Below are 25,051 nucleotides of genomic sequence, written 5' to 3'. Positions count from 1 at the left end.
GGTCCTTCCTCAACCCCCAGCCCGATGCCCCCCCATGCCACCAGCCGCCGCAACCACCCAACAGTGCCGCCACGTCACACCCCACACGTGACGTGCCGTCACTGTTCACACCACCGGACCACGCGAAGAATGAGGTGGTGGGCTTCCCCCTGAGATGTGGACACCCTGAGACTGGATGTTGGTCCAGAGGAAGGGGTGTCCCCGTTGGGACGTCCATCGAAGTACAAGGAAGAGTTTCAGCGTGATGCGGTTGACCTGGTCCGCTCGTCGCGTCGGCCGATCAACCACGTCGCACGTGAGCTGGGGATGAGCCACGAGACGTTGCGGAACTGGGTCCGCAAGCAGGGGCCTCGACCGTTCCGCCGGCGCCGCGAACGCCGCGACCATCGCCGGGCCGTGCCTTGTCGCCCTGGCCGCAGCGGCGGTCGTCTGGTTGCGGACCCGGCGTTCCGGTCCGGCGCTGACTCCATCGGTCCCGATCGAGCGGGGTGAGGGCGAGGGCGACCGAGCCCGCCGCGCGTAACGCCTCGACACGTTCGAGGCTCGAGGCTCGACGCAACCTGCTGACACGGTTCGTGACGAAGTTGTCCCTCCCCCAGGCCCGTCTGACACGCGAAAAGAGACCGTTGCAGTACCCATCGATGCCCACGGTTGCATCCCAGAGCCCGTCCATCTGCCGACGCAAGGCCCGCGGCCTACGGCCGCGGGCCTTGCGTCGGCAGTAACGGTTTCAACAACGCCCACGCCTCATCGGTCAGGTCATGTCGCCTCGCGTCACTCACGACCCCGCATCATGCCGAAACACCAGGTCAGGATCACAATCCAAAACACGTCCTAGTACTGCAACGGCAGTTGTCAGGGGTAGCCGTGTTGTCGGTAGTGGCAGGTTCGGGCTTGGTGTTGGCGTCGTCGTCGCCATCTCGACCAGGACCAGACGTGTTCTGGTGGGTGGGTTTGTCGCACGGCCAGTGCGGTGAGGAGCCTGCGGATCTCCGGTACGGTGTAGCCGATCATCATGCCGGTGCTGCTGTCGGTTCCCCTTTTACGGCAAGGGATCGGGCCACGGACAGCCAGGCGTGGGCGGCCATCGACAGGGTGATGTGGGCGTACCAGGCCCGCCAGTCCCGTACCTGGTACTCATCCAGACCCGCTTCGTTTTTCGCCTGTTGGAAGCATTCCTCGATCGCCCACCTACTGCCGGCGACCCGGGCCAGGTCGACCAGACGGGTCCGCCGGGGTCCGTAACAGACGTAGTAGGCGATCTCCCCGGTGGTGATACTGCGGCGGGCGAGGAGCCAGTACCCGCGTCCCGGTTTCCAGAACACGCGGACCGGCACCCGCGCCCACCAGTACTCCCTGGGGCCGTGCGCTCCAGCGCCGGCGGACAGGCGGCACCATGCCCGGTCCGGCAGGCCCGCGATCAACTCGTCCGCGCGGGCTCGACCCATGCCGGTGGTGACCATGTCGTCGTTGCGGCGGGTCGCGACCACATACGCCACGTCCCGCTGTTCCAGCCAGACCCGCAGCGACTTGCACTGGCCGTAGGCCTCGTCCATCGTCACCCACCCGACCGGCACCCCCGCGTCCAACGCCCGGCCGAGCATCGTGCGGGCCATCTCCACCTTCGTGGCAAATTCCACCTCGTCCGGGATACCGGCGGCCCGGCACCGGTCCCGGTCATCGGTCCACGACACCGGCAGGTACAACTGCCGGTCGATCAACGCGTGCCCACGAGCTGACCGGTAGGCCAGGAACACCCCGACCTGGCAGTTCTCCCTCCGCCCCGCGGTCCCGGAATACTGCCGTTGAACTCCGGCCGACCGGACGCCCTTCTTCAGGAACCCGGTGTCATCCACAATCAGCACACCCCGCGGGTCACCGAGATGCTCGACCACGTAGTCCCGAACGTCGTCACGGACCGCGTCGACGTCCCAGTCCGCCCACCGCAACAACCGCTGCATCCCGTCCGGCGACACATCCCCGGCCAGCTCCGCAAGGGTCCACCCGTTCTTCCGGTCCAGGCTGGTGACCAGCCCACACATGTACTGACGAGCCCGCCGTCTCGGCTCCGCCCGACGAAACCGGGCCGCTATCCGACCGTGGAGCTGGTCCAACTCAGCATGCCACCGAACAACATCGACATCCGTCACGCGATACCCAACGAACGTGAACACAACTCGACTCGGTCAGTGCCGTTGCAGTACTAGGCGGTTATCACATGCGTTTTTGTCATGTTCGGCGCGGCGATTGTCGACGGATGCGAGGGAGGGGGAAGCGGCGATCTGCGCCAGCGATGGCACCAGGGCCTGCCGCGGCGGGCTCGTTGGAGTCGGGCGGGTTAGAGACTGCAGCGGGCGTCGGCCGGCGGGGATTCGAGGTCGAGGAGATACGCATTGACGACGTCGTCGACGCACTCGCTGCCGCCGAGGAGGTAGGCACCGTGCTGCTTTCCGTCGACGGTGAGCAGGCTTCCGCCCAGAGCGTCAGCCAACGCGACGCCGCCCTCGTACGGCGTCGCGGGATCGCCGGTGACTGACACCACGAGAGTCGCGGGAAGGTCCTTGACATCGGCGAGCCAGGGATCGCCGCCCGTGGGCGGCGCGGGCCACGCCTCGCACTCGCTGTGGTAGTCGGCTGCCGTGAAGACGTCGAGGTCGAACATCGGCGCCACCTCTCCGACCTTGCGCGCCAGCGCGGTGGTTTCCTCGGGCGTCGGGCGGGGCCAGTCCATGCAGCGCACGGCGATGTTCGTGTCGAGGTCGAGCGTGTAGGCGCCGTCCCCGGTGCGGCCGTAGAACGTGTCCCGCAGAGCGAGCATCTCGTCGGCCTGACCTGCCTCGAGGGCAGTGAGCGCTGCGATGACGTTGGGCCACCTCGCCTGCGAGTACAGCCCTCCGGTGATACCGAGGTAGACGTCCCAGACACTCACCTCTCTGCCGTCGGCGGTCGGCGGCGTCTCGATGAGCGGTCGGACGATCTCGTGCAGACGATCGTTCGCTGCTGTGGGATCGGTGCCGAGTACGCAGTCGGGTGATTCGGCGCAGAACGCGGCGAGGTCGTCGAACCGAGCCTGCAGGCCGGTGAACTGGGAGACGCGGAGTTCTTGTGCCGTCAGGTCGGGCGCGATGGCCCCGTCGAGCACGATCGCGCGGACCTTCTCGGGGTAGGTCGCGGCATACATGGCGCCGAGCTGGGAGCCGTAGCTGTAGCCGAGATAGGTGAGCTTCTTGTCGCCGAGCACCTCTCGCATGATGTCCATGTCCCGCACGACGTTCGTCGACCCGGCGTTCACCAGGTTCGCGGCCCCGCCAGAGCCCTTGGCGCAACGTTCTGCGAGCTCGGCCGTCTGCTCGGCGCTGGTGATGTCGTACACGACGCCGAACCGTAGCGCCGCGCCTGCGTCGTACTCATCGTCGGTGTAGCAGTCGAGGGCCGGGGTGGACGACCCGATCCCCCGAGGATCGAAGCCGACGATGTCGAAGCGCTCGGCGACGGGGCTGGCCTGCCACAGGGGCAGGGTCAACGCGACGAGGTTGGTGCCGGAGCCTCCGGGGCCGCCCGGGTCGACCAGCAAGGAGCCCTCGGCCTCGCCCGTGGCGGGCAGGCGCAGGAGCGCGATGTGCGCCCTCTCGCCCTTCGGCTCGTCGTAGTCGATCGGCACCTCGACCGAGGCGCACTCGAGCGCCGGGTTCGCGAACAGTTTGGCGTCCGCTGCGTTCGTCGCGGTGTCCTCGCACCCGCCCCAGTCGAGCTCTTGCGTGAGGTAGGAGCCGAGGTCCGCATCCGCGCCGGAGTCCGGTGGGGGAGATGCGGATGTGCAGCCGGCGAGCACTAGGAGTGCCGACGTGGCGGCGGCGAGCACGGTCGTGGAGCGCCGAGATCGATTCGAGGGTCGAGGATGTGATCGCACGTGTTCTTCCTTTGTTGAGCCGCAGTTGGGTACGAGGCGGCGGCGGTGTGTGACGGGGTGTTCTTGGCTGAGTGCGCTGAGACGCTCGATGACCGAGCGCCCTTGTCCGCTGGGGCCGTGACGTCAGCTCTCGATCCCATCCGTCTCGGCGTCCAGGAGGCGGTGGTGTCGGAAGGTGAGTGCTCGCTCGATCCCCGCGAGGGCCGCGGCGATGGTCAGCGCCGTGTTCGCCCGTGCCGGCAGGTTGATGGGCGAGATGAACGGCGTGAAGCGATCCGCCCAGAGCGGCAGATGGGTGACCACCTCGAGCAGCTGCGGCGCGAGCAGGATCAGGTTGACCGCCAGCACGATCACGGCACCGGCGGCCAAGGCTCGCCCAGCTCCCGGGTGCCGCCGGGAGAGTTGAGCTCGCCAGTGCTCGGGCGTCCCGGGCGCGGGATCGAGACGTCGTTGGCTGCCGTTCGCGCTGACCAGGTGAATCCGCTGCATGCCGTACCTGCTCGCGGCGACCTCGATGCTGTCCGACCCGAGCGGGAACCGGACCAGCATGTCGGCGGTCTGCACGTGGCGGTCGTCCCGGTAGAGCGACGCCCGGCCCGACATGTGATCGACATCGACCGTCACCGTCGACGCATCGGGCAGGTCGACTGCAAATCGTGTGCGCTCGAGCGAGAGGGAGGGGCGGAACGGTGGCAACGGTGAATCAAGCCCTGGAGCGGGCGTCGACCACGCCCCCGCATCGCCGTCGAAGCCGTGAGGATCCTCGCCCGTCGAGCCGGTCCGGGGGTTGTACCAGCCCTTCATGTCTCGCCCTGTCCGGGGCCGTAACGGGAAGGGGGACCGTCACGAAGCGCTTCTAGCATGTCCATGCTAGAGAATTTAGCATGCCAATGCTAGAGATTGCTATGATGGGATCATGTCCAAACGAGTCGACCCGGATGTCCGCCGGGAGCAGGTCGCCGAGGCCGTGATCGATGAAGTCGCCGCGCACGGGCTGCGCTCGGTGACCCTCGCCCGGATCGCCGCTCGCACCGGCTTGGCCATCGGGAGCATCCGGTATTACTTCGGAGACACCGTCCGCGAAGTCATGCGCTTCACGCTGAGCGTGCTCATGCAGCGCATCGTGCGACGCGCGGTGACGATGTCCGACGACCCGGTGGCACGGATCACTGACGTCATCGCCTTTGCCGCGCCGACCAGCGATCAGGAGCGCCGGGAGCACATCGCCTTCGTCGAGTACCGCGTCATGGCGCGCACGGAACCGGAGCTTGCGGCCGACATCGCTGCGATATCGCTTGAGGGCGCAGAAGTGATCCGCTCGCTGCTGCGCGACGCGCTGGCCGACCGCATGATCGACGAGGAGGCGCTAGATCGCGAAGCGCTCCTGCTGCTCGCCCTGGTTGAGGGCTTCTCGTTCAGCTCGGCGCTGCTCTCTGCCCCACTGCGCGAGACGGACGTCCGTGCCGTCGCGATCGCCACCCTGCGCCGAATGATCGACGCCTATCCACCCTCCGGAGAGACTGCTGAGCAAACGGCTGACTATCCCATGGTTGCCCGGAGAACACGGGACTAGTGTCCTGAGTCCGTAGTTTGGGTTAGTGATGGTCGTGGGCCGTAGTTGGCTCTGCTGGATTTGACGGGTGCGGAGCGGGACGCGTTGGAGGCGTTGACGCGTAGGCGTTCGGCCGCGCAGGCCCTCGCGACGCGGGCGCGGATCGTCCTGGTCTGTGCCAGGGGTCTGTCGAACAGTGAGGTATCGCGGCTGCTTGGTGTGTCGTTGCCGGCGGTCGGTACCTGGCGGTCGCGGTTCGTCGTCCATCGGGTTGATGGGTTGCATGACGAGCCGCGTCCGAGTCGTCCGCGCCAGGTTAGTGACGCGGACGTGGGTGTGACGAGCCTGTTCGCGGCGTTGGACCGGGCCACCGGGACGATGATCGGGTCGGTCCACCGCCGGCACGAGCTGGGCGTTGTGGATCTCGTTCACGGCCTCGATCGACGACGTGGATGAGCGAGGTGTCGTACGCCCCCTCACGCAGGATGGTGGCGAGGGCCAGTCGCTGACCGCGCACATCCGCGACCGCCGTCTGCACGAGGCTCGTGCCGCCTTGGCCGACGGCCGCCTGAGCGTTTCGGAGATCGCCGCCCACTGGCAGTTCGCGGACGGCAGTCACCTGAGCCGCCTCTTCAAACGCCGCTACGGCATGTCGCCCACCGAATTCATCCGGGCTGGCGCCGGCCGATTCGAACCCCGGGCTGAGCGGGCGGCCTGAGCCGGGTCGGCCGCTCGACAGCAATGGGGAAGGTCCGGGGGCTCTGTTGCGTCCGGTTGCGTGCCCGGGGCAGTGTTGGCGTATGGAGCGATCGTGCCAGCGTCCTGAGTGCCTCGCCCGCCTACTGCCCCGCCGGATACGAGCACATCGGGGCCGGCACAATCCGACGAATCCTGGCCCGCCGACGTGTCGGCCCGCCGCCGCACCAGCAGGACACCATCTGGCGGACCTTCCTACGCAACCAGGCCGCTGGCCTTCTGGCCGCCGACTGACCAGAGACGATACCCACAGATCAGGCCGTTGAGCGCGGTTCAGCGCCGTCGGGAGCAGGCTACTGCTCCCAACCTGCTCCCCCACATCACGTCAGCGACCACCCACACCACCACCGCGCACTCTGACCCGAGCAGCAAAAGAGCAGGTCACCGCGCATGCGCGAATATTGGCACGGTACACCGCCCGTCCTGCCGTCACCGCACGGTACGACCGAAGGCTCGCACGTCGTCGACGAACAGGTCCGGCTCCTCCATCGCGGCGAAGTGGCCACCCCGGTCGGGCTCGCTCCACCGCACGATGTCGGCCAGGTAGTGGTGCGCCAGCCCGCGCAACGGCTGGAAGGGATCGTGCGGGTACACCGTGACGCCGGCCGGGACCCGTACCGGTTCCGGCCGCCAGCCGGAGGCCATCGCGCGCATGCCCTCCGCGCCCTCGTAGTAGAGCGCGGCCGACGTGCCGGCGGTGGCGGTGAACCAGTAGATGGTCACGATGGTCAGCAACCGGTCCCTCGACACCGCGTCCTCGGGCACCTTTGCCGCGTCGGCCCACTCCCGGAACCGCTCCACGATCCAGGCCAGCTGGCCCACGGGCGAGTCCGTCAACGCGTACGCCAAGGTCTGCGGCCGGGTCGACTGCAGCTTCATGTATCCGGACAGCTCCGCGTCGAAGCGGCCCATGAGTGCGAGACGCGCCTGGTCGACCTCGCTGAGCCCGGCCAGTTCCTCCGGGTCGCCGGACGGAAAGGTCATCAGCATGTTGACGTGCAACCCGATGACATGATCTGGTGCCACGGCGGCGACCTGCTGCGAGATGACCGAGCCGGCGTCGCCGCCCTGGACCACATACCGGTCGTAGCCCAGCTGATTCATCAGCTCGGCCCAGACCGGCGCGATGGTGCCCGCGTGCCACCCCGGGCGGGCCGGGCCGGAGAAGCCGAACCCGGGCGGACTGGCAATGACGAGGTGGAACGCGTCGGCCCGGTCGCCGCCGTGCGCGGCAGGGTCGGTCAGCGGACCGATCACGTCGAGGAACTCGGCCACGGAACCCGGCCAACCGTGGGTGACGAGCATCGGCACCGCGTCCGGCTCCGGGGAGCGCACGTGCAGGAAGTGCACCGTGGCACCGTCGATCTCGGCGATGAACTGCGGGTACCGGTTCAGCTCGACCTCGGCGGCCCGCCAGTCGTACTGGGTGCGCCAGTATCCGGCGAGCTCGCGCAGGTACCCGACCGGCACACCGCGGCTCCAGTCGTCGTCGCCCAACGGCGCGGGCCACCGGACGTCGTCCAGCCGGCGGTTCAGATCGTCGATGTCGGCCTGCGGGATCTCGATTCGGAACGGTCTCACGGTACGGCCCCCTCTACCTTCTCGATGCGGTCGGATGCGGTGACGGGTCTAGCGGCTGGCGCGGCCGTGCGGTCGCGCGAGAGCCGCAGCACGCGCCGGACAATGCCGGGGCGCATCAGCGCGGTCGGTGGGTCGATCAGTCCGGCCACCCGCATGAACGACGCGGTGATCGACGGGTCCTTGGTCGCCGCGTACTGCACCCGGGCCATGTACGCGTTGCCGAACCGCACCATCGCCGGCCGCTTGCCCGGCACGCCCGGGAAGTCGAGGTCGCCGCTGGTGGAGATTTGCCACGGCACGTCCACGACGCGGGCGATGTCGCGCAGGAACCCGCGCGGCTCGGGCGGCGCGCCGCGGAGCAGCCACTTGCGCAGCGTCATGGCCTCGATGGCGGCGACCGTCATGCCCTGGCCGTAGACCGGGTTGAAGCTGCAGACCGCGTCGCCGAGCACGAGTAGGCGCTCCGGGAAGCGGGACAGCCGCTCGTACCGGCGGCGCAGGCTCGCCGGGAAGGTGAACGTCACGGGCTCGGTCAGCGGCTCGGCGTCGCGCAGCCCGTCGTACACGTCCGGCACCGGTAGCGACCGGGCGAAGTCCAGGAAGCCGTCGGGGTCCGTCGGCGGGTGATCGCCCAGAATCCCGGTCAGCGACACGATGCACTCGTCGTCGCCGACCTGCCCGAAGAACGCGCCGCGCGGGTGCGCCGGCGACGCGACCGGGTTGATGGACTGGGTGCCGTCGAACATCTCCGGCCGCTTGCGGTACAGCCGGGTGGTGTACGCCAAGCCGATCTTCATGCGCTCCTCGTCCGGCCGCTGGTACCCCAGCTGATCCAGCCACGCCGGCAGGCGGGAGCCGCGCCCGGTGGCGTCGATAACGAGGTCCGCATCGAGTGCGCTTTCCGTCCCGGTCACCACGTCGCGCAGCGCCACCGCGGTGACGCGCCGGTTGTCGGCGGTGGCCCGCAGGCCGGTCAGCTCGGTGCCCTGCCGGTACGTCACGTTGGGCAGCGCCGCGACCCGGGACCGCAGGTAGTCCTCCAGGATCGGCCGTTGCGCGGTCACGGACAGCAGGCCGGTGCGCGCCGACTGCAACCGCCGGCCGTCGAAGTACCAGCGCATCTGCCCCAGGTCGCCCACCGGCACGCCGCGGCTCTGCAGGTCCGACCGCAGGCCTGGGAAGAGCTCGGTCAGGATCAGGTAACCACGCGCGTGCAGTCCGTGCGCGTGCGCGGTGTGCGGCGTTCCGCGCCGGGGAACGTCGACGCCGAGCACCTCGTCGCGGTCGACGACGACCACCTCTTTGTAATGGTCGGACAGCACCCGCGCCGCGAGGGTTCCCGCCATGCTGCCGCCCACGACGACGGCGCGCCGACCGACGGTGGCATCGGGCCGCGTGGCCGGGACAGCCTCGGCGTCGACCTTGCGGGCGGTGCGCATCACGCGGGCTATCAGGCCGGGCTTCATCAGCGCGGTCGGCGGGTCGACCAGGCCGGCCACCCGGAAGAACGCGGCGGTGAGCGCGCCGTCGCGCTGCGCCGCGGTGTGCAGCCGGGCGATGTACTTGCTGCCCATCTTGTCCTTGGCCGTCCGCTTCCCCTCGACCCCGGGCAGGGCCAGGTCGCCACCGACGGAGGTCTCCCAGGGCCCGTCGACGATGCGCCCCACGGCCTGGAAGAACTCCCGCGGGCGTACGGCGCCGCGGCGCAGGTGCTCGGCTAGCGCGGTCGCCTCCATCGCGGCCACCGTCATGCCCTGCCCGTAGACCGGGTTGAAGGCGCACACCCCGTCGCCAACGACCAGCAGGCCGTCGGGGAAGCGGGTCAGCTTCTCGTACCGGCGCCGAACGCTGGCCGGCACCCGGAACATCGCAGGCTCGGTGAGCGGCTCCGCGGTGCGGACCGCCTCGTAGATCTCCGGCGCGTCCAGCGAGCGGGCGAACTCAAGGAAACCCTCGCGGTCGCGCGGTGGGTGGTCGCCGAGGATGCCGGTCAGTGACAGCAGGGCCACGCCGTCGGGGAACTTGCCAAAGAAGGCGCCGCGCAGGTTGCCCGGGTGCGGCACGGAGTTGATCGCCAGGTCGTCGCCAAACGGGTCGCTGCGCAACCGGAAGTACTGCGACACGTACGCCAGGTCGATGCGGACCTTGTCCTCCGCGGGCCGTTCGTAGCCGAGCTGTTCCAGCCAGGCCGGGGTGCGGCTGCCGCGTCCCGTCGCGTCGACCACCAGGTCGGCCTCGATCGTCTCGGGTGTCGCCTCCGGGTCGTCGCCCACGACCCGCACCCCGTTGACCCGGGCGCGGTCGCTGGTCGTCACCAGGGCCTGCACCACGGTGCGCTCGCGCATCACCACATTGGGCAGTTCGACCACCCGCCGGCGCACATACGCCTCCAGCGTCGGCCGGTTCGCCGAGACGCTGATCAGGCCCGAGTGCCCCTGCTGCAGCGCGCGACCGCGGAAGTACCAGCGCAACTCCCCGGACAGGTCTCCGCTGAGCACGCCGTCCGCAGTCAGGTCGGCCTGCATACCGGGGAAGAGCTGCTCCATCGCCTCGTGTCCGCGGGCCAGCAGCGCGTGCGCGTGGTGGCCCTGCGGAACACCGGGACGCGGGTCGGTCACGCCGACCACGGTGTTGCGTTCGACGACCGCGACCTGGGCGTACCGGTCGGCCAGCACCCGGGCCGTCACGAGGCCCGCTATTCCAGCACCGAGCACGACCGCCCGCATGCCGAGGTTCTCACTCATCGGTGTGCCTCCATCAAGCTGGTGCGGGCCCGGGTCGCGTCGGTGCGGCCACAGATCAGGTCGGCCGCCCGCTCGGCGATCGCGACTGTCGGAGCGTTGGTGTTGCCCCGGGGCACGAGCGGCATCACGGATGCGTCCACCACGCGCAGGCCGTCCACGCCGTACACCCTCAGGTCCTCGTCCACCACGGTCCCGATCGCGCAGGTGCCGGCCGGGTGGAAGATCGATTGGGTGTGTGCCCGCAGGAAGGCGTGCAGGTCGGCCTCGGTGGTGGAGGCCGGCATCGCGAACGGGCGCACCGTGTACGGCCGAAGCGCCGGCTGCCGGGCGAGCTCCAGGGCGATGCGCAGCCCGGCCGTCATCGTCCGCAAGTCCGACGCCTGCTCGTAGTACCGGTGCCGGATGCGTGGCTTGGCGGTCGGGTCGTCGGAGGCGAGGGTAACCTCGCCGCGGCTGGCCGGCCGCAGCACGCACGGGCCGAACGAGATGCCGTGCTCGGTGGACTCGCCGAGGGCGCACTCGACGAACGCCACCGGCAACACGTGGTACTGCACGTCGGGGGCGTCGAGGCCGTCACGGGTGCGGACGAAGCCACCAGCCTCCGGCACGTTGGACGACAGCGGCCCGCTGCCGTCCGCCTCGAACTGGCGCACGTGCCGTTCCTCACCGGCGGACAGCAGGCTGACCGGCTCGTCGTGGGTGAAGACCAGATAGGTGGCGGGATGGTCCTGCAGGTTGCGGCCGACCTCGGGCAGGTCAGCAACGACCGGCAGGTCCAGCGCCGCGATACGGTCGGCCGGGCCGACCCCGGAGAGCATCAGCAGCTGCGGCGAGTTGTACGCCCCGGCGGCCACGATGACCTCACGCCGCGCCCGGATGTCGACGACCTCGTCGAACCGCTGTACCCGGACCCCGCACGCCCGGCCACCCTCGACGAGGACCCGGTGCGCGTGGGCGCGGGTGCGCACGGTCAGGTTGGGCCGGGTGGCCGCCGGGTGCAGGTATGCCGCCGCGGCGCTGCACCGCCGCCCGTTGCGCTGGTTCACCTGATAAAGGCCGAAGCCGTCCTGGCTGGGACCGTTGAAGTCGTCGTTGCTCGGGAACCCGGCCTCTACCGCGGCACGCACGAAGGCCGCCGCCATCGGGTTGCGCGACCGCCCCTCGGCGACCGGCAGCGGGCCGCCGCTCCCGTGGTACGCCGAGGCGCCGCGCTCGTTGTCCTCGCTACGGACGAAGTAAGGCAGCATCGTCTCGTACGTCCAGCCGGGCTGGTGCCACTCGTCGAAGTCGCGGGCGTTGCCGCGGATGTGCACCATGCCGTTCAGCGCGCTGGTGCCGCCGAGGACCCGCCCGCGCGGCAGGTAGAGCCGGCGCCCGCCCAGCTGCGGCTCCTCGTTGCTGTTGTAGTCCCAGTCGTACTGCGAGCGCAGCAGTTTTCCGCCGGCCGCCGGGACGCGGATGTTGTCCGAGTCGTCGCCGGGCCCGGCCTCGAGCAGGCACACCGTCACGTCGGGGTCCTCGCTCAGCCGCGCCGCGAGCACGCAACCCGCGGTGCCGGCGCCGACGACGACGTAGTCATAGGACTCCATCACGAGCGGCCGGCCGGCCGGCGGCGCAGCACGTCGGCCAGCGCCTGCGCGGCGCGGTCGATCTCGGGCCGGGAGATCACCAGCGGCGGGGCCATGACCAGGGTGTTGCCGTACTCCCGCGCCGCCACCCGGTGGTCGTTGCGCAGGGCGACGGTCACCCAGTCGGCCATCAGCGGCTCCCGGGTCTCCCGGTCGGCCACCAGCTCCACACCGACGGTGGCGCCGGCCACCCGCACCTCGCCGACGATCGGCAGGTCGGCCAGCAGCGCCAGGGCCTCGCTGAGCCACGTGCCGATCGTGCGGGACCGCTCCACGAGCCCCTCCTGCTCGAGCAGGTCGAGGTTGGCGTGCGCGACCGCGCACGCGGTGGCGTGGCCGGAGTAGGTGTGTCCGTGGAACAGGTATGTGTCGCGGCCCGCGATGGTCTCGGCAATCGCGTCGCTCACCAGGACCGCGCCCAGCGGGGCGTAGCCGCTGGTGAGGCCCTTCGCCACGACCACCACGTCGGCTCGCATCCCGCGGTCGGCCGAGTCGTACCAGGCGCCGGTCCGGCCAAAGCCGGTGACCACCTCGTCGGCGATGAGCAGGATCCCGTGGCGCGACAGCAGCTCACGGACGCGCGGCCAGTAGTCGGCGGGCGGTATGAGAATCCCCGCGCCGCCCATCACCGGCTCGCCGATCATCGCCGCCACGTTGCCCGGGCCGATCCGTTCGATGGTGGCGGTCAACTCCTCGATGAGGAAGTCGGTGAGATCCCGGCCGGGACACAGGTCCGGCGCCCGGTAGGGGTGCGGGGTCGAGACCCGGGCCACGTTCGGGAATTCCGGCCCGATGCCCTCGTGGATGCCGGGGAACCCGGTGGCGGTGCCGCTGGCGAAGGTGCAGCCGTGGTAGGCGAGGTTCCGCGAGATGAACCAGGTGCGGTCGGGCTCGCCGCGGTGGTGGTGGTAGAGCCGTGCGAACTTGAAGGCGGTCTCCACGCTCTCGGACCCGCCGTTGGTGAAGAACACCCGGTCCAGGCCGTCGGGCGCCAGGTCGACCAGCCGCTGCGCGAGCGTGATGGACTGGTCGTTGGCGAAGATGTCGAAGCTGGTGTAGTACTCCAGCGTGCTCATCTGGCGCGCCGCCGCGTCGGCCAGTTCGCGGCGGCCGTGCCCGACCTGCGCGACCCAGTTGCCGGCGCCCATGACGTCGAGCAGCTCCACACCCTTCGCGTCCCACACCGAGCAACCGTCACCGCGGACGATGGTGATGCGCTCCTGCCGGCTGCCGTGGTGGTGCGGGTGCACCAGCACCCGCCGGTCGATTTCGGCGAGTTCCTCCGCGGTCCGCACCGTACGCGGCATCTCGTTGACGACAGACATGAATCCTCTCCCCTTACCGAAATGAGCCGATGTGCAGCAGGTCCGCACGCGCGGACCAGGCGCGTCCGGGTGTCGTGTCCAGACCGAGCGCCTCGATGACGTCGTTGATGTTGAAGGGGTTGATCGTCGGCAGCGCCATGAGCAACGGGACGACCGGCGAGTCGTACTTCGGGATCAACAGCCGGTGGTTGGTCCGCGACATCTCCAGGCCGGCCTCGAAGTGGCCGTCCAGAGCATCACCCAGCGCGCGGGCAGGTCGGCGAAGTCGTCGTGGTACCGCAGGTAGAACTCGTTGCGGGAGCGGCTCGCGCCGAAGCCATCGTGTTCGTGGAAGAGCCGGGTGATGTCCAGCCGGTCCTGGAACCGGTCGACGACGGCGGCCGTGTCGTCGGTGGACCCGTCGTCGCACATCAGGACCTCGAAGCGGTCGACCGGCAGGGTCTGCCTGGTCACCGAGGCGAGGGTGTATCCGAGCAGCTCGGCCCGGTTGTATGTCGTGACGATCACGGAACCGCGTGACGCGCTCACGGTGTCTCCTCCAGGCCTTGGCGACACCATGCAGCGTCACTCGGCCGCCGTCACGGGCGCACCTTCGTGAATGCGACGCGGAGGGCACTCTGGGAGATGAGTACGGAGATCGCCGCCCGCAGACTGGCAAGGTGATCACTACCAGGACAGCAGGCCCAGTTCCGCGGGTGACGGTGGTCATCCCGACCTACAACCGGCGGGACATGTTGCGTGAGACGCTGCGCAACCTCGCCCGGCAGCGGATGCCGGCCGACGAATTCGAGGTCGTCGTCGCTGACGACGGTTCGTCCGACGGCAGCCGCGCGGTGGTCGAAGAGGCGTCACAGCAGCTGCGGATCAAGTACCACTTCCAGCCGGACGAGGGCAACCGGGTGTGCCTGGTCCGCAACGCCGGCGCCCGGCTGGCCGCCGCGCCGCTGCTGGTCTTCCTCGACAGCGGGGTATACGTCGGGCCGGACTTCTTGCACGAGCACGTCGCGGCCCACGCCGAAGGCGAACGGCTGGTCGTGGCGGGCTACACCTGGGGCTACGACTTCGAAAAGGCACCTCCCCCCGGTCTGGCCGAGGCACTGGCCGAGTCGCTGCCGGAGGAGGTCGTCGCTCGGTTCCACGACTCGGAGCCCTTCTTCGATGCCCGGCACGCGGCGTTCGTCAAGACCGACTTCGACCTCGGCCGGATGGTCGCACCGTGGGCCCTGCTCTGGGGGCTTAACTTCTCCATATCCGCCGACGACTACTGGCGGGTGGACGGCTTCGACGAGGGCATAGTCCGCTGGGGTCTGGACGACCTGGAACTGGGGTTCCGATTGTTCAAGGCCGGCCTCGAATTCCGGCTCAGCCGCACCGCCTGGGCGGTGCACGCACCGCACGAGCGGGCCCCTCTGGCCGACGCCCTGGCCGACGTCATGGTGAACATGCGCCGGATGATGGCCAGGTTCCCGGAGCCGGCGACCGAGCTGGCCTGGAACCTGCTGAACAATGACGATGACCTGCTGGACGTCGACGAGAACTACCGGTTCCTGATCGGCTGTATCGATCAGGTCCGGTCAGTCGACGTGGCGGCGGAGGTGGCCGATCTGCTGCCGCAGCTGCCACCCGGCCGACTCGCGGTGTTCGGCGCGGGCCGCCGCCTGCCGGCGGAACTGGCCGGCGCGGTGACCCTGGACTTCGACGCCGACGCGGTGGTCGAGCTCGGTGCCACGTACCACGCCATCGGCATCCGCACCCCGCTGCCCGACCACGCCGTGGATGTCGTGGTCCTGACGTCGCGCCTGGCCGGACTCTGGCCGCGCTGGTCGGCCGAGATCCTGGCGGAGGCCGCCCGAGTCGGCGGATCGGTACAACTCACGCCCGCGTTGATGCAAAAGACGGCCGCCATTTCTCGATAGGCTGAAGATTAGAGGTCATCTATCGGCACATGGAGGATCTTAAATGCCAACGCCACGACTCGGCAGCATTCTGCTCGGTTCGGCCGATCCGGAACGGCTGCGCACCTGGTACATCGACGCGTTCGACCCGCTGCAGCAACCGTCCGGCTTTCTCGACTTCGACGGGTTCGACGTGCTCGTGGACAGTCGCGACGACGTCGCCGCGACGACGGTAGAACCCGGGCGGGTCATCCTCAATTTCGAGGTCACGGATGCCCGCGGGGTGGCCGCACACCTCGACGGCATGGGCGTGACCTGGGTCGCGCCGCTGGAGGAGCGCAAGGACGGCCTGTTCGGCACGCTGCTGGACCCGGACGGCAACTACGTGCAGATCATCGAGCTCAACGCGGAGTACCTCGCCGCCGCCCGCGGTGGCTCCGGGATGCTCGCGGGTTCGGTGGCGTTCAACGGGTTCTCGGTGGACGACATCCCCCGCGCGCAGGAGTTCTACCGCGACACGCTCGGGATCCCGGTGACCGAGGAGTACGGCATGCTGCACCTGCATGTGGGCGGCAACCGGGAGATCCTGGTATACCCCAAGCCGGACCACCAGGCGGCCACCTACACGATGCTCAACTTCCCGGTCGATGACATCGACGCGGCGGTGGCGTGGCTGCGCGAGCGCGGCGTGGAGATGGAGAAATTCGACGGCGTCGACGACGACGGCGTGTTCCGCAAGGGCGGTCCGCTGATCGCCTGGTTCCGCGACCCGGCCGGCAACATCATGTCGGTCATCAAGGAGTGACACCCGCCCGTGGGTGAGTGACGCGGCACAGTGCGGCTGAGCCGCACGGACGAAGATGAAGCACCGCTCCGGCCGGCCCGACAATTCGGGTACCGGCCGGTTTGCGTTTCCGGACGGCGCATTGTCCGAAGGGACTCGCCCGCGACGTCCCTGGACCGAAGCCCCGAGGAGGACGCAGTGGAGGCCATCGCGTTACCGACGCACATCGAACTGGTTCACCGGGCGTCGAAACTGGCGCCCGTGCTGACCGAGTACGCCGACTGGAACGAGGAGAACCGCCGGGTCCACGACACGGTGATCGAGGCGCTGACCGAGGCCGGGCTTTTCCGGCTGCGGGTGCCCGTGGCCAACGGCGGCTACGAGAGTGACGCAGCCACCATGGTCGCGGTGGCCACCGAGCTGGCGCGGGCCGACGCCTCCGCGGCCTGGACCGTGTCGGTCGGCTGGATCACCTCGTGGATGGCCTCACTGTTCCCACCGGAGGTGCGCGACGAGGTCCTCGCCAGCGCGGACCTGCGCACGTGCGGCACCCTGAGCCCGTCGGCGACGGCCACGCCGACCGACGGCGGTTACGTCATGAACGGGAAGTGGGGCTTCGTCAGCGGCGCGCCGCACAGCCAGTGGCAAGTCCTGGTGGCCATGGCCCCAGGCCCGGGTGGCGACCCGTGGCCGGTGATGGCCCTCGCCCCGCTCTCGGACCTGGTGGTCATCGACGACTGGCACACCTCGGGCCTGCGCGGGTCGGGCAGCGTCACGACGGTGGCGGACAACGTGTTCGTCCCGGCCGCGAGGGTCATGCCGCTGGTGTCCGCGCTGTCCGAGGGATACGACTCGGGCCGCACCGGCATCTACGGCGCTCCGCTCGTGGCGGCTGCGGCCGCCTCCGTATCCGGCCTCGCAGTCGGCATGGCCCGGGCCGCCACCGACCAGTTCCGGCAGCGGATGTCGCAGCGGGGCATCACGTACACCTCGTACACCTCGCAGGCGGCCGCCCCGGTGACCCACCTCAAGCTCGCCGAGGCCGTCCTGCTCGCTGACGAGGCCGAGTTCCACGCGCAGCGGCTCGCCGGGCAACTGGACGCCAAGGACGCCGCCGCGGATGCCTGGACGATCGAGGACCGTGCCCGGGCCCGGGCCGACATGGGACGTGCCTGCCGCCTGGCCCAGGAGTCCGTGGACCTCCTGCGCCGGGCCAGCGGCGGCTCCTCCATCTACACCAGCGTGCCGATCCAGCGCATCGCCCGCGACATCGAGGCGATGAACATGCACGCCCTAATGCAGCCTGAGACCAACCTCGAGCTGTACGGCCGCGTGCTGAGCGGCCTTGCGCCGGACACGCTGTACCTGTAGGCGGCATACAACTCGGGCTCCCTGTCCGGCGGCCAGGGAGCCCGAGTTATATGGATCCGGGTTACTTGATGGCGAGCGGGTTGATCGGCGACGCCACCGCCCGGCTCACCTTCAGCGGGGGCGCCACGAAGAAGAACTCCCAGACACCGTCGCTCTCGCAGTCGGCCGCGAGTTCCTCGAAGTCCAGGATCTCCCCGAGCGTCATGCCCATGTCGCGGATGAGAACCATGTGGACGGTCAACAGCGCGTCCGGGGTCTCACCCGGAAGCACCTCGATGGCCCAGTTGTCCGAGCAGACCGCGGCGACGTCCCGGTCGCGCAGCCAAGCGCAGCACGCCTGGCCGAGGCCGGGCTCGCCAGCCATGAACGCGGTCCGGTCGCCGTCGCGCAGGAACTTGCGGCGCCAGCCGGTGCGGAACAGCAGGATGTCACCCGGGCCGACCTCGACGCCGCCCTGCCGCTTGGCCGCCTCGTCGAGGTCCTCCGGGGTGATGACAGTGCCGGCCTCCAGCCAGTCGACGCCCTTGAGCGCCGCGATGTCCAGCAGCACCCCACGACCGGCGATCCCCGCGCTCTGCTGGTCGATCGCGCAATGCGCGGCCCCTCTGACGGTCACGCCGCCGGCCGGGAAGCCGTTGTACATCCGGTCGTCGTAGTACACGTGCGACAGCGCGTCCCACTGCGACGAGCCCTGCAGCGCCATGAAAATGTAGTCGTCGGCGAACCGGAACCCGCCCGGGAACACCTGCTCGGCGCCGGTCTCCGACATCAGGTGTACGGGGTTGATCCGCCCACCACCCGGCTGCGGCCCATTCTCGTCGAGCGGGATGCCGAGGTCGAAAACCCGGCCCCGCCGGACCAGCCCGGCCGCTGCCACCAGCCGCTCCGGTGTGATCAAATTCGTGGTGCCGCGCTGGTCGTCGGGTCCCCAGCGGCCCCAGTTGCTCAGCCGCGCGCCGAGCGCCCGGAAGTCCTCGATCGTGGTCGGCTGCTGGGTCATGTCATTCCTTGATCAGCCGGCGGAACGTCCGGACGTCCTCGACGAACAGGTCCGGCTCCTCCAGGGCCGCGAAGTTGCCGCCCCGGTCGAACTCGCTCCAGTGCACGATCGACGGGAAGTCCCGGTCGGCGAAGCGCCGGATCGGCACGAACGGCGCGTGCGGGAACACTGCCACGCCGAGCGGCGCCTTGATCGCCGGGTACCGGCCGGTGGACACGTTGATCGGCAGGTTCTCGGCGATCTCGTAGTAGAACTGGGCCGAGGAGCCGGCCGTGCCGGTGAACCAGTAAACGCTCGCGATGGCGAGGATGCGGTCGCGGTCCACCGCGTCCTCGGGAACGCTCGCCGAGTCCGTCCAGTCCTTGTACTTCTCGACGATCCAGGCGAGTTGCCCAACCGGCGAGTCGGTCAGCGCGTACGCCACCGTGTGTGGCCGGGTGGCCTGCAGTTTCATCGATCCCGCGAGCTCCCGGACGAACCGGGCCGACCGCGCCAGCCGCGCCTGGTCCTCGTCGTCGAGGTTGTCGAGCTCGCCCGGGTCACCACTGGGCGGGGTAGGCAGCGTGTTGAGGTGCACCCCGGCCACATGCTCCTCGTCGATGCCGGCGAGCGTCAGCGAAACACCGGTGCCGAAGTCGGCGGCCTGGACCAGGTAGCGGTCGTATCCGAGCTGGCGCATCAACCCCGCCCACGCCTGGGCCGTGCGCAGGTTGTTCCAGCCGGTGTTCGGGTTGGGCCCGGAGAAGCCGAACCCCGGCAGCGACGGGATCACCAGATGGAATGCGTCGGCCGGGTCGCCGCCGTGTGCCCGCGGATCGGTCAGCGGCCCGATGACGTCGAGGAACTCCACGACCGAGCCGGGCCAGCCGTGGGTCATGATCATCGGCATGGCGTCCGGCTCGGGCGACCGCACATGCATGAAGTAGATGGTCGTGTCGTCGAAGTCCACGGTGAACTGGGGGTGCTCGTTCAGGCGAGCCTCGACGGCGCGCCAGTCGAACTCGGTGCGCCACGACTCGACCAGGTCCTTGAGGTAACTCGTCGGCACGCCGCGCTCCCAACCGACATCCGGTAGCTTCTCCGGCAAGCGGACGTCAGCTAGGCGGCGACTGAGATCGTTAACGTGCGACTCGGATATCTCGACACGAAACGGCTGCATGCAGCAATGATCGGCGCGACGCCCGGCTGGGCGCATCTCCTCCCTTGCCGTTGCCGCCGGCGCCCGCATCCGGCGTGACCCGAACTCGCCGTCGCTGTCCATCCGCGAGCTCGCCGGTCGTCGTACGGTGGGAGGTGCGTCCTTCACGAGGGGCCGATGAAATATCTCATGCTGGTCTGCGTCGACGAGTCGCTGGTCCTACCGCCCGGGGACGCGGCAGTGGCGGGCACCCCGTCACCCGGTACGGCGTGCTGGAGCTGCGGTCGCCCCGCCTAGGTTCTGTCTCACGGATCATCAACATCGTTCGTCGGACGCGGTACGCGAAGCGATCCGACGAGTCACGAGTCGGCCGTGCCGGCACCGATGCTGCCCGGCGCGGCCCGCTCGCAAATCGTGATCTTGATCGCTCGTGCAGCGGGGAGCGGTGGCGACGATGGCACCATTTCTGCATGACTGCTCCGACCTTCGTTTTCGTCCACGGTGCCGCCAGTAACTCGTTCACCTGGGCACCCATGCAGCGGGAGTTGGCCCTGCGCGGGCATCGTTCGCTCGCCGTCGACCTGCCCGGACATGGGTTCGGCGCAACGTTTCCGGCGGCATATCAGGCGCCGCAGGATCTCGCTGGCCTTGCGACCGCGCCGAGCGCGATCGCCGGCATCGGGCACGCGGACAACGTGGCCCACGTCCTGGACGTGGTGAAGCGGGTACGCGAGCACGGGCCGGTGATCCTGGTCGGGCACAGCCGAGGTGGGGTCACCCTGACCGGGGTCGGCAACGCCGCGCCGGAACTGGTGGACCGGTTGGTCTATATCTCGGCGTGGTGCTGTGTCGACGACACCCCGGCCGGATATCAGACCTCGGCGGAGAACGCGTCGTCTGCGTTGTCCGGCATCGGTGGCCTGATCGCCGCGAATCCGGCGGAACTCGGCGCGTTGCGCTTCAACTGGCGTACCGCCGACGCCGAACTGCTCGCAACGCTTCGGGAGGCGATGCTGGCCGACGGCACCGACGACGAGTTCCACGGATATCTGAACACCCTGGAGCCGGACGAGAGTCTGGACGCCGGCGAGGAGCGGGTCAACGCCAAGACCTGGGGCCGGATCCCGCGCACATACGTGCGGCTCACCGCCGACCGATCGATTCCGGTCGCGCTCCAGGACCGGTTCATCGCCGAGGCTGACGCGCTGACCCCCGGCAACCGGTTCGACGTCCGGTCGCTCGATATCAGCCACGCCGGTGTACTGGTCCGCCCAGGCGAGGCTGCGGCCCTGCTCTCATCACTGGTCCAGGCGTGACCCTCCGGCCAACCTGAAGGGACCAACATCTTTGTCGAGTTGAGGTCCATACAGGACCATCGACACCGTGGTGATGCCCTTGTCCCGCAGAGCGGTCCGGTTGGCGCGTGAGGAGTACGCCTTGTCGCCGGTGAGTAAGTCGGGCCGTTTACGTGGCCGGCCGGTACCGCCTGGTCGGGGTACGCGGATCTGGTCCAGCAGCGGTATCAGTTCGCTACCGCGAACGGGCTGTGCCGGCAGCAACGGTGCCAGCACAGCCCACTCGTGATTCGTCAGATCGCCTCGCGCCACAACGGGTCTAACGAGCGACCTTCATAATCCGCGAGACAGAACCTAGCGGTAAGCCTCGGCCTGGAGGCTGAACAGGTCGGCGTAGAGCCCGCCGCGTCGCATCAGTTCGTCATGGCTGCCGCTCTCGACCACCCGGCCATCGCGCAATACGATGATCAGGTCCGCCATGCGCACCGTCGAGAAGCGGTGCGATACGAACAGGGTGATCGCGCCGGTGCTCGACCGCAACTGCGAAGCCTGCTGGGCGTACGACTCGAACAACCGGTGCTCGGCCTGCGGATCCAGCGCCGACGTCGGCTCGTCGAGCACCAGCAACAACGGCGCCTCGCGCATGAGGGCCCGGCCTAGCGCGAGCTTCTGCCACTGTCCACCCGAGAGCTCGGTGCCCTCGGTGTAGCTCGTGCCGAGCTGGGTGTCCAGGCCGTGTTCCAGCCTGGCCAGGACGTCGCCGCCCTGTGCCCGGCTCAGCGCGCCGAGGATCGCGCCGTCGTCCCCCATCCGGCTCACGTCGCCGAGACCGACCACCTCGCCAGCGCGCAGCTCGAAACGGACGAAGTCCTGGAAGCCCGCCGACAGATGCCTGCGCCACGACTCGGCCGGGATTCGGCGCAGGTCGGTGCCGTCTACCAGGATCTGTCCCGTGGTCGGCCTGTACAGGCCGCAGAGCAGCTTGACCAGGGTGGTCTTGCCAGCGCCGTTCTCGCCGACGATGGCCACGCTGGACCCGGCCGGCAGGCTCAGCGACACGTCGCTCAGCACCGGATCACCGGTGCCGGGATAGGTGAAGTCCACGTCCTGCAGCTCGATCCCGCTGGTCAGCCGGGCCGGTGGCTCTTGGTCGACCGGCACTGGGTAGTCGACCTTGACCAGCTCCCGCACGAAGTCCAGGCGGCGCAGCATGCTGCCCATCCGCTGCAGGGTGGCCAGGAGCGTGACCGCCGCGGTGACCTGCTGGTTAACCTGCGTGGCGAGGACGATGACTAGGACCACGTCGCCGATGGTGCGGCGGCCGGTGATGGCCTCCCGTACGACCAGCAGGACCGCGCCGACGTAGGCCAGGCCGAAGATCACCTGTCCGAGGGTCCGGACGGCGGCGGCCATCCCGTATGACCGGACCAGGCCCCGGCTCGCCCGCTGCCATTCCCGCATGTGCCGCCGGCGCAGCTCGTCGCTGAGCTGGAAGACCCGCAGCTCACCGGCGAACCGGGCCGAGGTGGACAGCCGGAACAGGTTGAGGGCGGCCCGGGTCGGCTCGGCGGTGTCGGTCTTGGCTCGGTCGATCCGCGACTCGGCCCAGCGTCCGCAGATCAGCGGCGGCACCGCCGCGAGCGGCAGGAGAAGCAGAACCGGGTTCAGGCCAGCCAGCAGGATGGCGGTGAACACCGCGGCCAGGCTCAGGCCCAGCACCCCGAACATCGACTCCAGCGCGCCGATCAGCCCGCGGCTCTCCCGCTGCAGCACGGTCAGCTCGTCGGCATACTCGGCTCGCTCCTGGTGTTCGATCCCATCGGAGCCGTTGCTGAGCAGGATCAGATCCCGCACCACGGGGATCTCGGCCAGCTCGGCCAGCTCTGTGTAGAAGATCTGCGAGAAGTGCGCGAAGGTCAGGCTCACGATGGTCAGGACCGCGGCCGCGACGCCGTACCAGACAGCCGCGCCGACCTGCCCGGAGACGACAGCGTCGGTCATCACGCCCATCACCAGCGCCAGCAGCGGGTTGCCCACGGTGCCGGCCACCATCAGAACCGTCGCCGCGACGGTCTTGCGGCGATTCGCCCGCCAGGCGATCACCAGCAATCGCCAGGCTCCGCTCACCGTCGTCCTCATGCCGTCCTCGCCGTCTGGCCGGTGAACCGGTCGGCCTGCAACCGGAACAGTCGTGCGTACTCGCCCTCCTGGGCCATCAGCTCGTCGTGGCTGCCACTCTCGGCCACCCGGCCGCCGTCGAGCACCACGATCCGGTCCGCCTGTCTCACCGTGGAGAATCGGTGAGAGATCAACAGCGTCGTTGCACCTTCAGTGAGCTGGGCGAACTCCCGAAAGAATCCGGCCTCGGCACGGACGTCCAGACTGGCCGTGGGCTCGTCGAGCACCAGGATCGACGCGCCGTGGCGCAGGCCGAACAGGGCCCGGGCGAGCGCCACCCGCTGCCACTGGCCGCCGGACAGGTCGGCGCCGTCCTCCAGGTGCCGGGCCAACGGGGTCTGGATGCCGCGCGGCAGGTTGTCGAGCAGTTCGTGCAGGTTCACCGCCTCAATCGCGGACCGGATCCCGGCCCGATCGTCGAGGTGCTCCACCGCGCCGAAGCCGACATTGTCGGCGGCCGCCACCTCGAACCGGGCGAACTCCTGGAAGGTGACACCGAGCCGGGCACGCCACTCGTCCAGCCCGTACGAGCGGATGTCAACCCCGTCCAGCCAGATCGTGCCCGACGTGGGCTCGTACAGCCGGGCAAGCAGCTTGACCAGGGTGGTCTTGCCGGCGCCGTTGACGCCGACCAGGGCCGTGCACTGACCGATCGGGATGGTGAGGTCCAGCTCCTGAAAGATCATCCGCTTGTCGCCCGGGTAGTGGAAGCTCACCCGGTCGAACTGGATCATCCCGGTCGCCGGCGTGGGCGGCGCGACCTCCCCGGCGGTCTGTCCGGCGTACCCGGCGACCCCCTCGCGGAAGCTCTTGACCTTCTGATAGGCATGCATACCGAGGGCGGTCTGCAGGTCCGACTCCGGGTAGTACTCGCCCAGCCGCAGCGCGCCGAGCGCCGCCTGCATGACCATGGCGAACCCGGTGAGGGTGAGCCCGGCCGTCACATCCGTCGCGACGCGGCCGGTGAAGGCCAACACCGCAGCGGTGATGACCAGGCTGAAAGACGTAATCCCGAGGAACCGCCACAGGTAGATCCGCCGGCGCGCCTTCCACACCGGCACCAGCCATTCGAGGTAGCTCTGGCGCCAGAAGTCCACGAAGAAGTGGTGGAGCCCGAAGACGCGCATCTCCTTGGCCGAACCCGCCGCGCTGGCCACCTCACGCAGGTAGTCGTTTCTGAGCTCCTGCGGGTCGAGCAGGAACCGCTCCTCGGCGAACATCCGCAGGCCACCGCGCTGCCCGTACCGCTGCAGCACCACGGCGGCGGTCATCGCCGCCGCCGCGGGCCACGACAGCAGCACGCCGACCACCACGGCATAGCCGGCCAGCTGCGTGTAGCGCCCGACCAGAGCGACCAGGCCGGCACACGCCTCGCCCGGGCTGAACAGCCAGTTCTCCAGCTCCCGGGCGGCCACCCGGAGGTGCTCCACCAGGCCCGGGTCTTCCAGGGGGCCAATCCCGTCGGTGCTGGTTGCGATGGCCATCAGCTCATCGCTGACCAGGCCGTCGATACGCCGGGCCACGAGCTTGCCGAACAACTCCTGCACTGGCGCGACGATCTGCTGCCCGACGAAGGCCGCTGCGGCTAGCAGGAAGGCGATCACGAGGTCGTCCCACTCTGGCGAGCCCAGGCCCGCGACGACTGCGGCCGGCACCTTGCCGAGCAGAATCGAGGAGGCCACCACGAACGCCGGCGGCAACAACCCGACGACCAGATTGACCAGCACCGCGGCGACGATCATCGGCGAGCCCGCGCGCCCGGTCAGCCGGGCGATCTCCAGCCGGTCCCGGGTCAGCCGGATCAGGGTCTGCCGGCGCGTCTCCGGCGTCATCGTGACTCTCCAGCATCGAGAGTGCAGCTGAGCAGGGTTCTGCGGCAGCCGGCCGAGATGGT

At 69.4% G+C, this 25,051-nt stretch carries 21 protein-coding genes and 1 pseudogene; 8 read left to right on the top strand and 14 right to left on the bottom strand.

Translation table 11 applies throughout. The features are described 5' to 3' along the window. Positions 1–156: 156 nt before the first annotated feature. Complete coding sequence (locus H4W31_RS44835; RefSeq protein ID WP_404825618.1) at positions 157–492, top strand: transposase; 336 nt, start codon at positions 157–159, stop codon at positions 490–492. Positions 493–1,013: 521 nt separating this feature from the next. Here H4W31_RS44835 and H4W31_RS24255 read toward each other — a convergent pair. The 3 genes from H4W31_RS24255 to H4W31_RS24245 all read right to left on the bottom strand — a co-directional run bounded on the left by H4W31_RS24255 (position 1,014) and on the right by H4W31_RS24245 (position 4,714). Beyond that, complete coding sequence (locus tag H4W31_RS24255) at positions 1,014–2,150, bottom strand: IS701 family transposase (protein ID WP_192767359.1); 1,137 nt, start codon at positions 2,148–2,150, stop codon at positions 1,014–1,016. A 188-nt stretch (positions 2,151–2,338) separates the two neighbouring features. Continuing rightward, the gene (locus H4W31_RS24250) at positions 2,339–3,862 is read right to left on the bottom strand and encodes an alpha/beta hydrolase (protein ID WP_192768745.1); all 1,524 of its coding nucleotides are present in this window, start codon (positions 3,860–3,862) and stop codon (positions 2,339–2,341) included. 171 nt (positions 3,863–4,033) lie between these two features. After that, the gene (locus H4W31_RS24245) at positions 4,034–4,714 is read right to left on the bottom strand and encodes a hypothetical protein (protein WP_192768744.1); all 681 of its coding nucleotides are present in this window, start codon (positions 4,712–4,714) and stop codon (positions 4,034–4,036) included. Positions 4,715–4,826: 112 nt separating this feature from the next. On the opposite strand from H4W31_RS24245, the gene H4W31_RS24240 reads away from it, so the two are divergent. From H4W31_RS24240 to H4W31_RS24230, 3 genes are read left to right on the top strand one after another with little or no spacing between them, the layout of a single operon-like run. Then, positions 4,827–5,483: a TetR/AcrR family transcriptional regulator gene (locus H4W31_RS24240; RefSeq protein ID WP_192768743.1), complete on the top strand. Its 657-nt coding sequence runs from the start codon at positions 4,827–4,829 to the stop codon at positions 5,481–5,483. 45 nt (positions 5,484–5,528) lie between these two features. After that, positions 5,529–5,918: a helix-turn-helix domain-containing protein gene (locus H4W31_RS44830; protein ID WP_192768742.1), complete on the top strand. Its 390-nt coding sequence runs from the start codon at positions 5,529–5,531 to the stop codon at positions 5,916–5,918. Then, positions 5,878–6,180, top strand: a complete 303-nt coding sequence (locus H4W31_RS24230; RefSeq protein ID WP_192768741.1) for a helix-turn-helix transcriptional regulator — start codon at positions 5,878–5,880, stop codon at positions 6,178–6,180. The genes H4W31_RS44830 and H4W31_RS24230 overlap by 41 nt, the downstream gene beginning before the upstream one ends. Positions 6,181–6,647: 467 nt before the next feature. Here H4W31_RS24230 and H4W31_RS24225 read toward each other — a convergent pair whose 3' ends face one another. From H4W31_RS24225 to H4W31_RS24195, 7 genes and pseudogenes are all read right to left on the bottom strand, one after another. Continuing rightward, on the bottom strand, positions 6,648–7,799 hold the full coding sequence (locus H4W31_RS24225) for an epoxide hydrolase family protein (protein ID WP_192768740.1): 1,152 nt from the start codon (positions 7,797–7,799) through the stop codon (positions 6,648–6,650). Further along, positions 7,796–9,145: an FAD-dependent oxidoreductase gene (locus H4W31_RS44370; RefSeq protein WP_404825731.1), complete on the bottom strand. Its 1,350-nt coding sequence runs from the start codon at positions 9,143–9,145 to the stop codon at positions 7,796–7,798. Before H4W31_RS44370 ends, H4W31_RS24225 begins: the two co-directional genes overlap by 4 nt. Before the next feature lie 372 nt (positions 9,146–9,517). Then, positions 9,518–10,525: pseudogene (locus H4W31_RS44365) on the bottom strand (FAD-dependent oxidoreductase); the annotation flags it as partial. A gap of 14 nt (positions 10,526–10,539) precedes the next feature. Continuing rightward, entirely contained in the window at positions 10,540–12,132 is a 1,593-nt protein-coding gene (locus tag H4W31_RS24210; protein ID WP_192768739.1) for a GMC family oxidoreductase, read from the bottom strand. Next, a complete protein-coding gene (locus H4W31_RS24205) occupies positions 12,132–13,496 on the bottom strand; it encodes an aminotransferase family protein (RefSeq protein ID WP_192768738.1) in 1,365 nt (454 codons plus the stop codon). Before H4W31_RS24205 ends, H4W31_RS24210 begins: the two co-directional genes overlap by 1 nt. A 13-nt stretch (positions 13,497–13,509) precedes the next feature. Further along, positions 13,510–13,698 carry a hypothetical protein gene (locus tag H4W31_RS24200; protein WP_192768737.1) on the bottom strand — a complete coding sequence of 63 codons (189 nt, stop codon included), beginning with the start codon at positions 13,696–13,698 and terminating at the stop codon, positions 13,510–13,512. Then, the gene (locus tag H4W31_RS24195; RefSeq protein ID WP_192768736.1) at positions 13,671–14,024 is read right to left on the bottom strand and encodes a glycosyltransferase; all 354 of its coding nucleotides are present in this window, start codon (positions 14,022–14,024) and stop codon (positions 13,671–13,673) included. Before H4W31_RS24195 ends, H4W31_RS24200 begins: the two co-directional genes overlap by 28 nt. Positions 14,025–14,191: 167 nt before the next feature. Here H4W31_RS24195 and H4W31_RS24190 point away from each other — a divergent pair, with 167 nt between their 5' ends. From H4W31_RS24190 to H4W31_RS24180, 3 genes are all read left to right on the top strand, one after another. Next, positions 14,192–15,412 (top strand): glycosyltransferase, encoded by a 1,221-nt coding sequence (locus H4W31_RS24190; RefSeq protein ID WP_192768735.1) that lies wholly within the window; start codon positions 14,192–14,194, stop codon positions 15,410–15,412. 43 nt (positions 15,413–15,455) lie between these two features. Beyond that, positions 15,456–16,196, top strand: a complete 741-nt coding sequence (locus H4W31_RS24185; protein WP_192768734.1) for a VOC family protein — start codon at positions 15,456–15,458, stop codon at positions 16,194–16,196. Positions 16,197–16,373: 177 nt separating this feature from the next. After that, a complete protein-coding gene (locus H4W31_RS24180; RefSeq protein WP_192768733.1) occupies positions 16,374–17,546 on the top strand; it encodes an acyl-CoA dehydrogenase family protein in 1,173 nt (390 codons plus the stop codon). Between the two features lie 61 nt (positions 17,547–17,607). On the opposite strand, the gene H4W31_RS24175 is transcribed toward H4W31_RS24180, so the two are convergent. After that, positions 17,608–18,546 (bottom strand): cyclase family protein, encoded by a 939-nt coding sequence (locus H4W31_RS24175; RefSeq protein ID WP_192768732.1) that lies wholly within the window; start codon positions 18,544–18,546, stop codon positions 17,608–17,610. Position 18,547: 1 nt separating this feature from the next. Next, on the bottom strand, positions 18,548–19,705 hold the full coding sequence (locus tag H4W31_RS24170) for an epoxide hydrolase family protein (protein ID WP_192768731.1): 1,158 nt from the start codon (positions 19,703–19,705) through the stop codon (positions 18,548–18,550). A 449-nt stretch (positions 19,706–20,154) separates the two neighbouring features. Here H4W31_RS24170 and H4W31_RS24165 point away from each other — a divergent pair, with 449 nt between their 5' ends. Next, a complete protein-coding gene (locus tag H4W31_RS24165) occupies positions 20,155–21,000 on the top strand; it encodes an alpha/beta hydrolase (RefSeq protein WP_192768730.1) in 846 nt (281 codons plus the stop codon). Between the two features lie 333 nt (positions 21,001–21,333). Here the strand turns inward: H4W31_RS24165 and H4W31_RS24155 are convergent, their stop codons facing one another. Both H4W31_RS24155 and H4W31_RS24150 read right to left on the bottom strand, forming a co-directional pair. Next, positions 21,334–23,118: an ABC transporter ATP-binding protein gene (locus tag H4W31_RS24155; protein WP_192768729.1), complete on the bottom strand. Its 1,785-nt coding sequence runs from the start codon at positions 23,116–23,118 to the stop codon at positions 21,334–21,336. Beyond that, the gene (locus H4W31_RS24150) at positions 23,115–24,989 is read right to left on the bottom strand and encodes an ABC transporter ATP-binding protein (RefSeq protein ID WP_192768728.1); all 1,875 of its coding nucleotides are present in this window, start codon (positions 24,987–24,989) and stop codon (positions 23,115–23,117) included. Before H4W31_RS24150 ends, H4W31_RS24155 begins: the two co-directional genes overlap by 4 nt. Positions 24,990–25,051 lie beyond the last annotated feature (62 nt).

The sequence above is a fragment of the Plantactinospora soyae genome (assembly GCF_014874095.1).
Classification (GTDB): domain Bacteria; phylum Actinomycetota; class Actinomycetes; order Mycobacteriales; family Micromonosporaceae; genus Plantactinospora; species Plantactinospora soyae.
The sequence above is the reverse complement of the archived record's forward strand: the minus strand, read 5'-3'. Positions and strand labels throughout refer to the sequence as shown.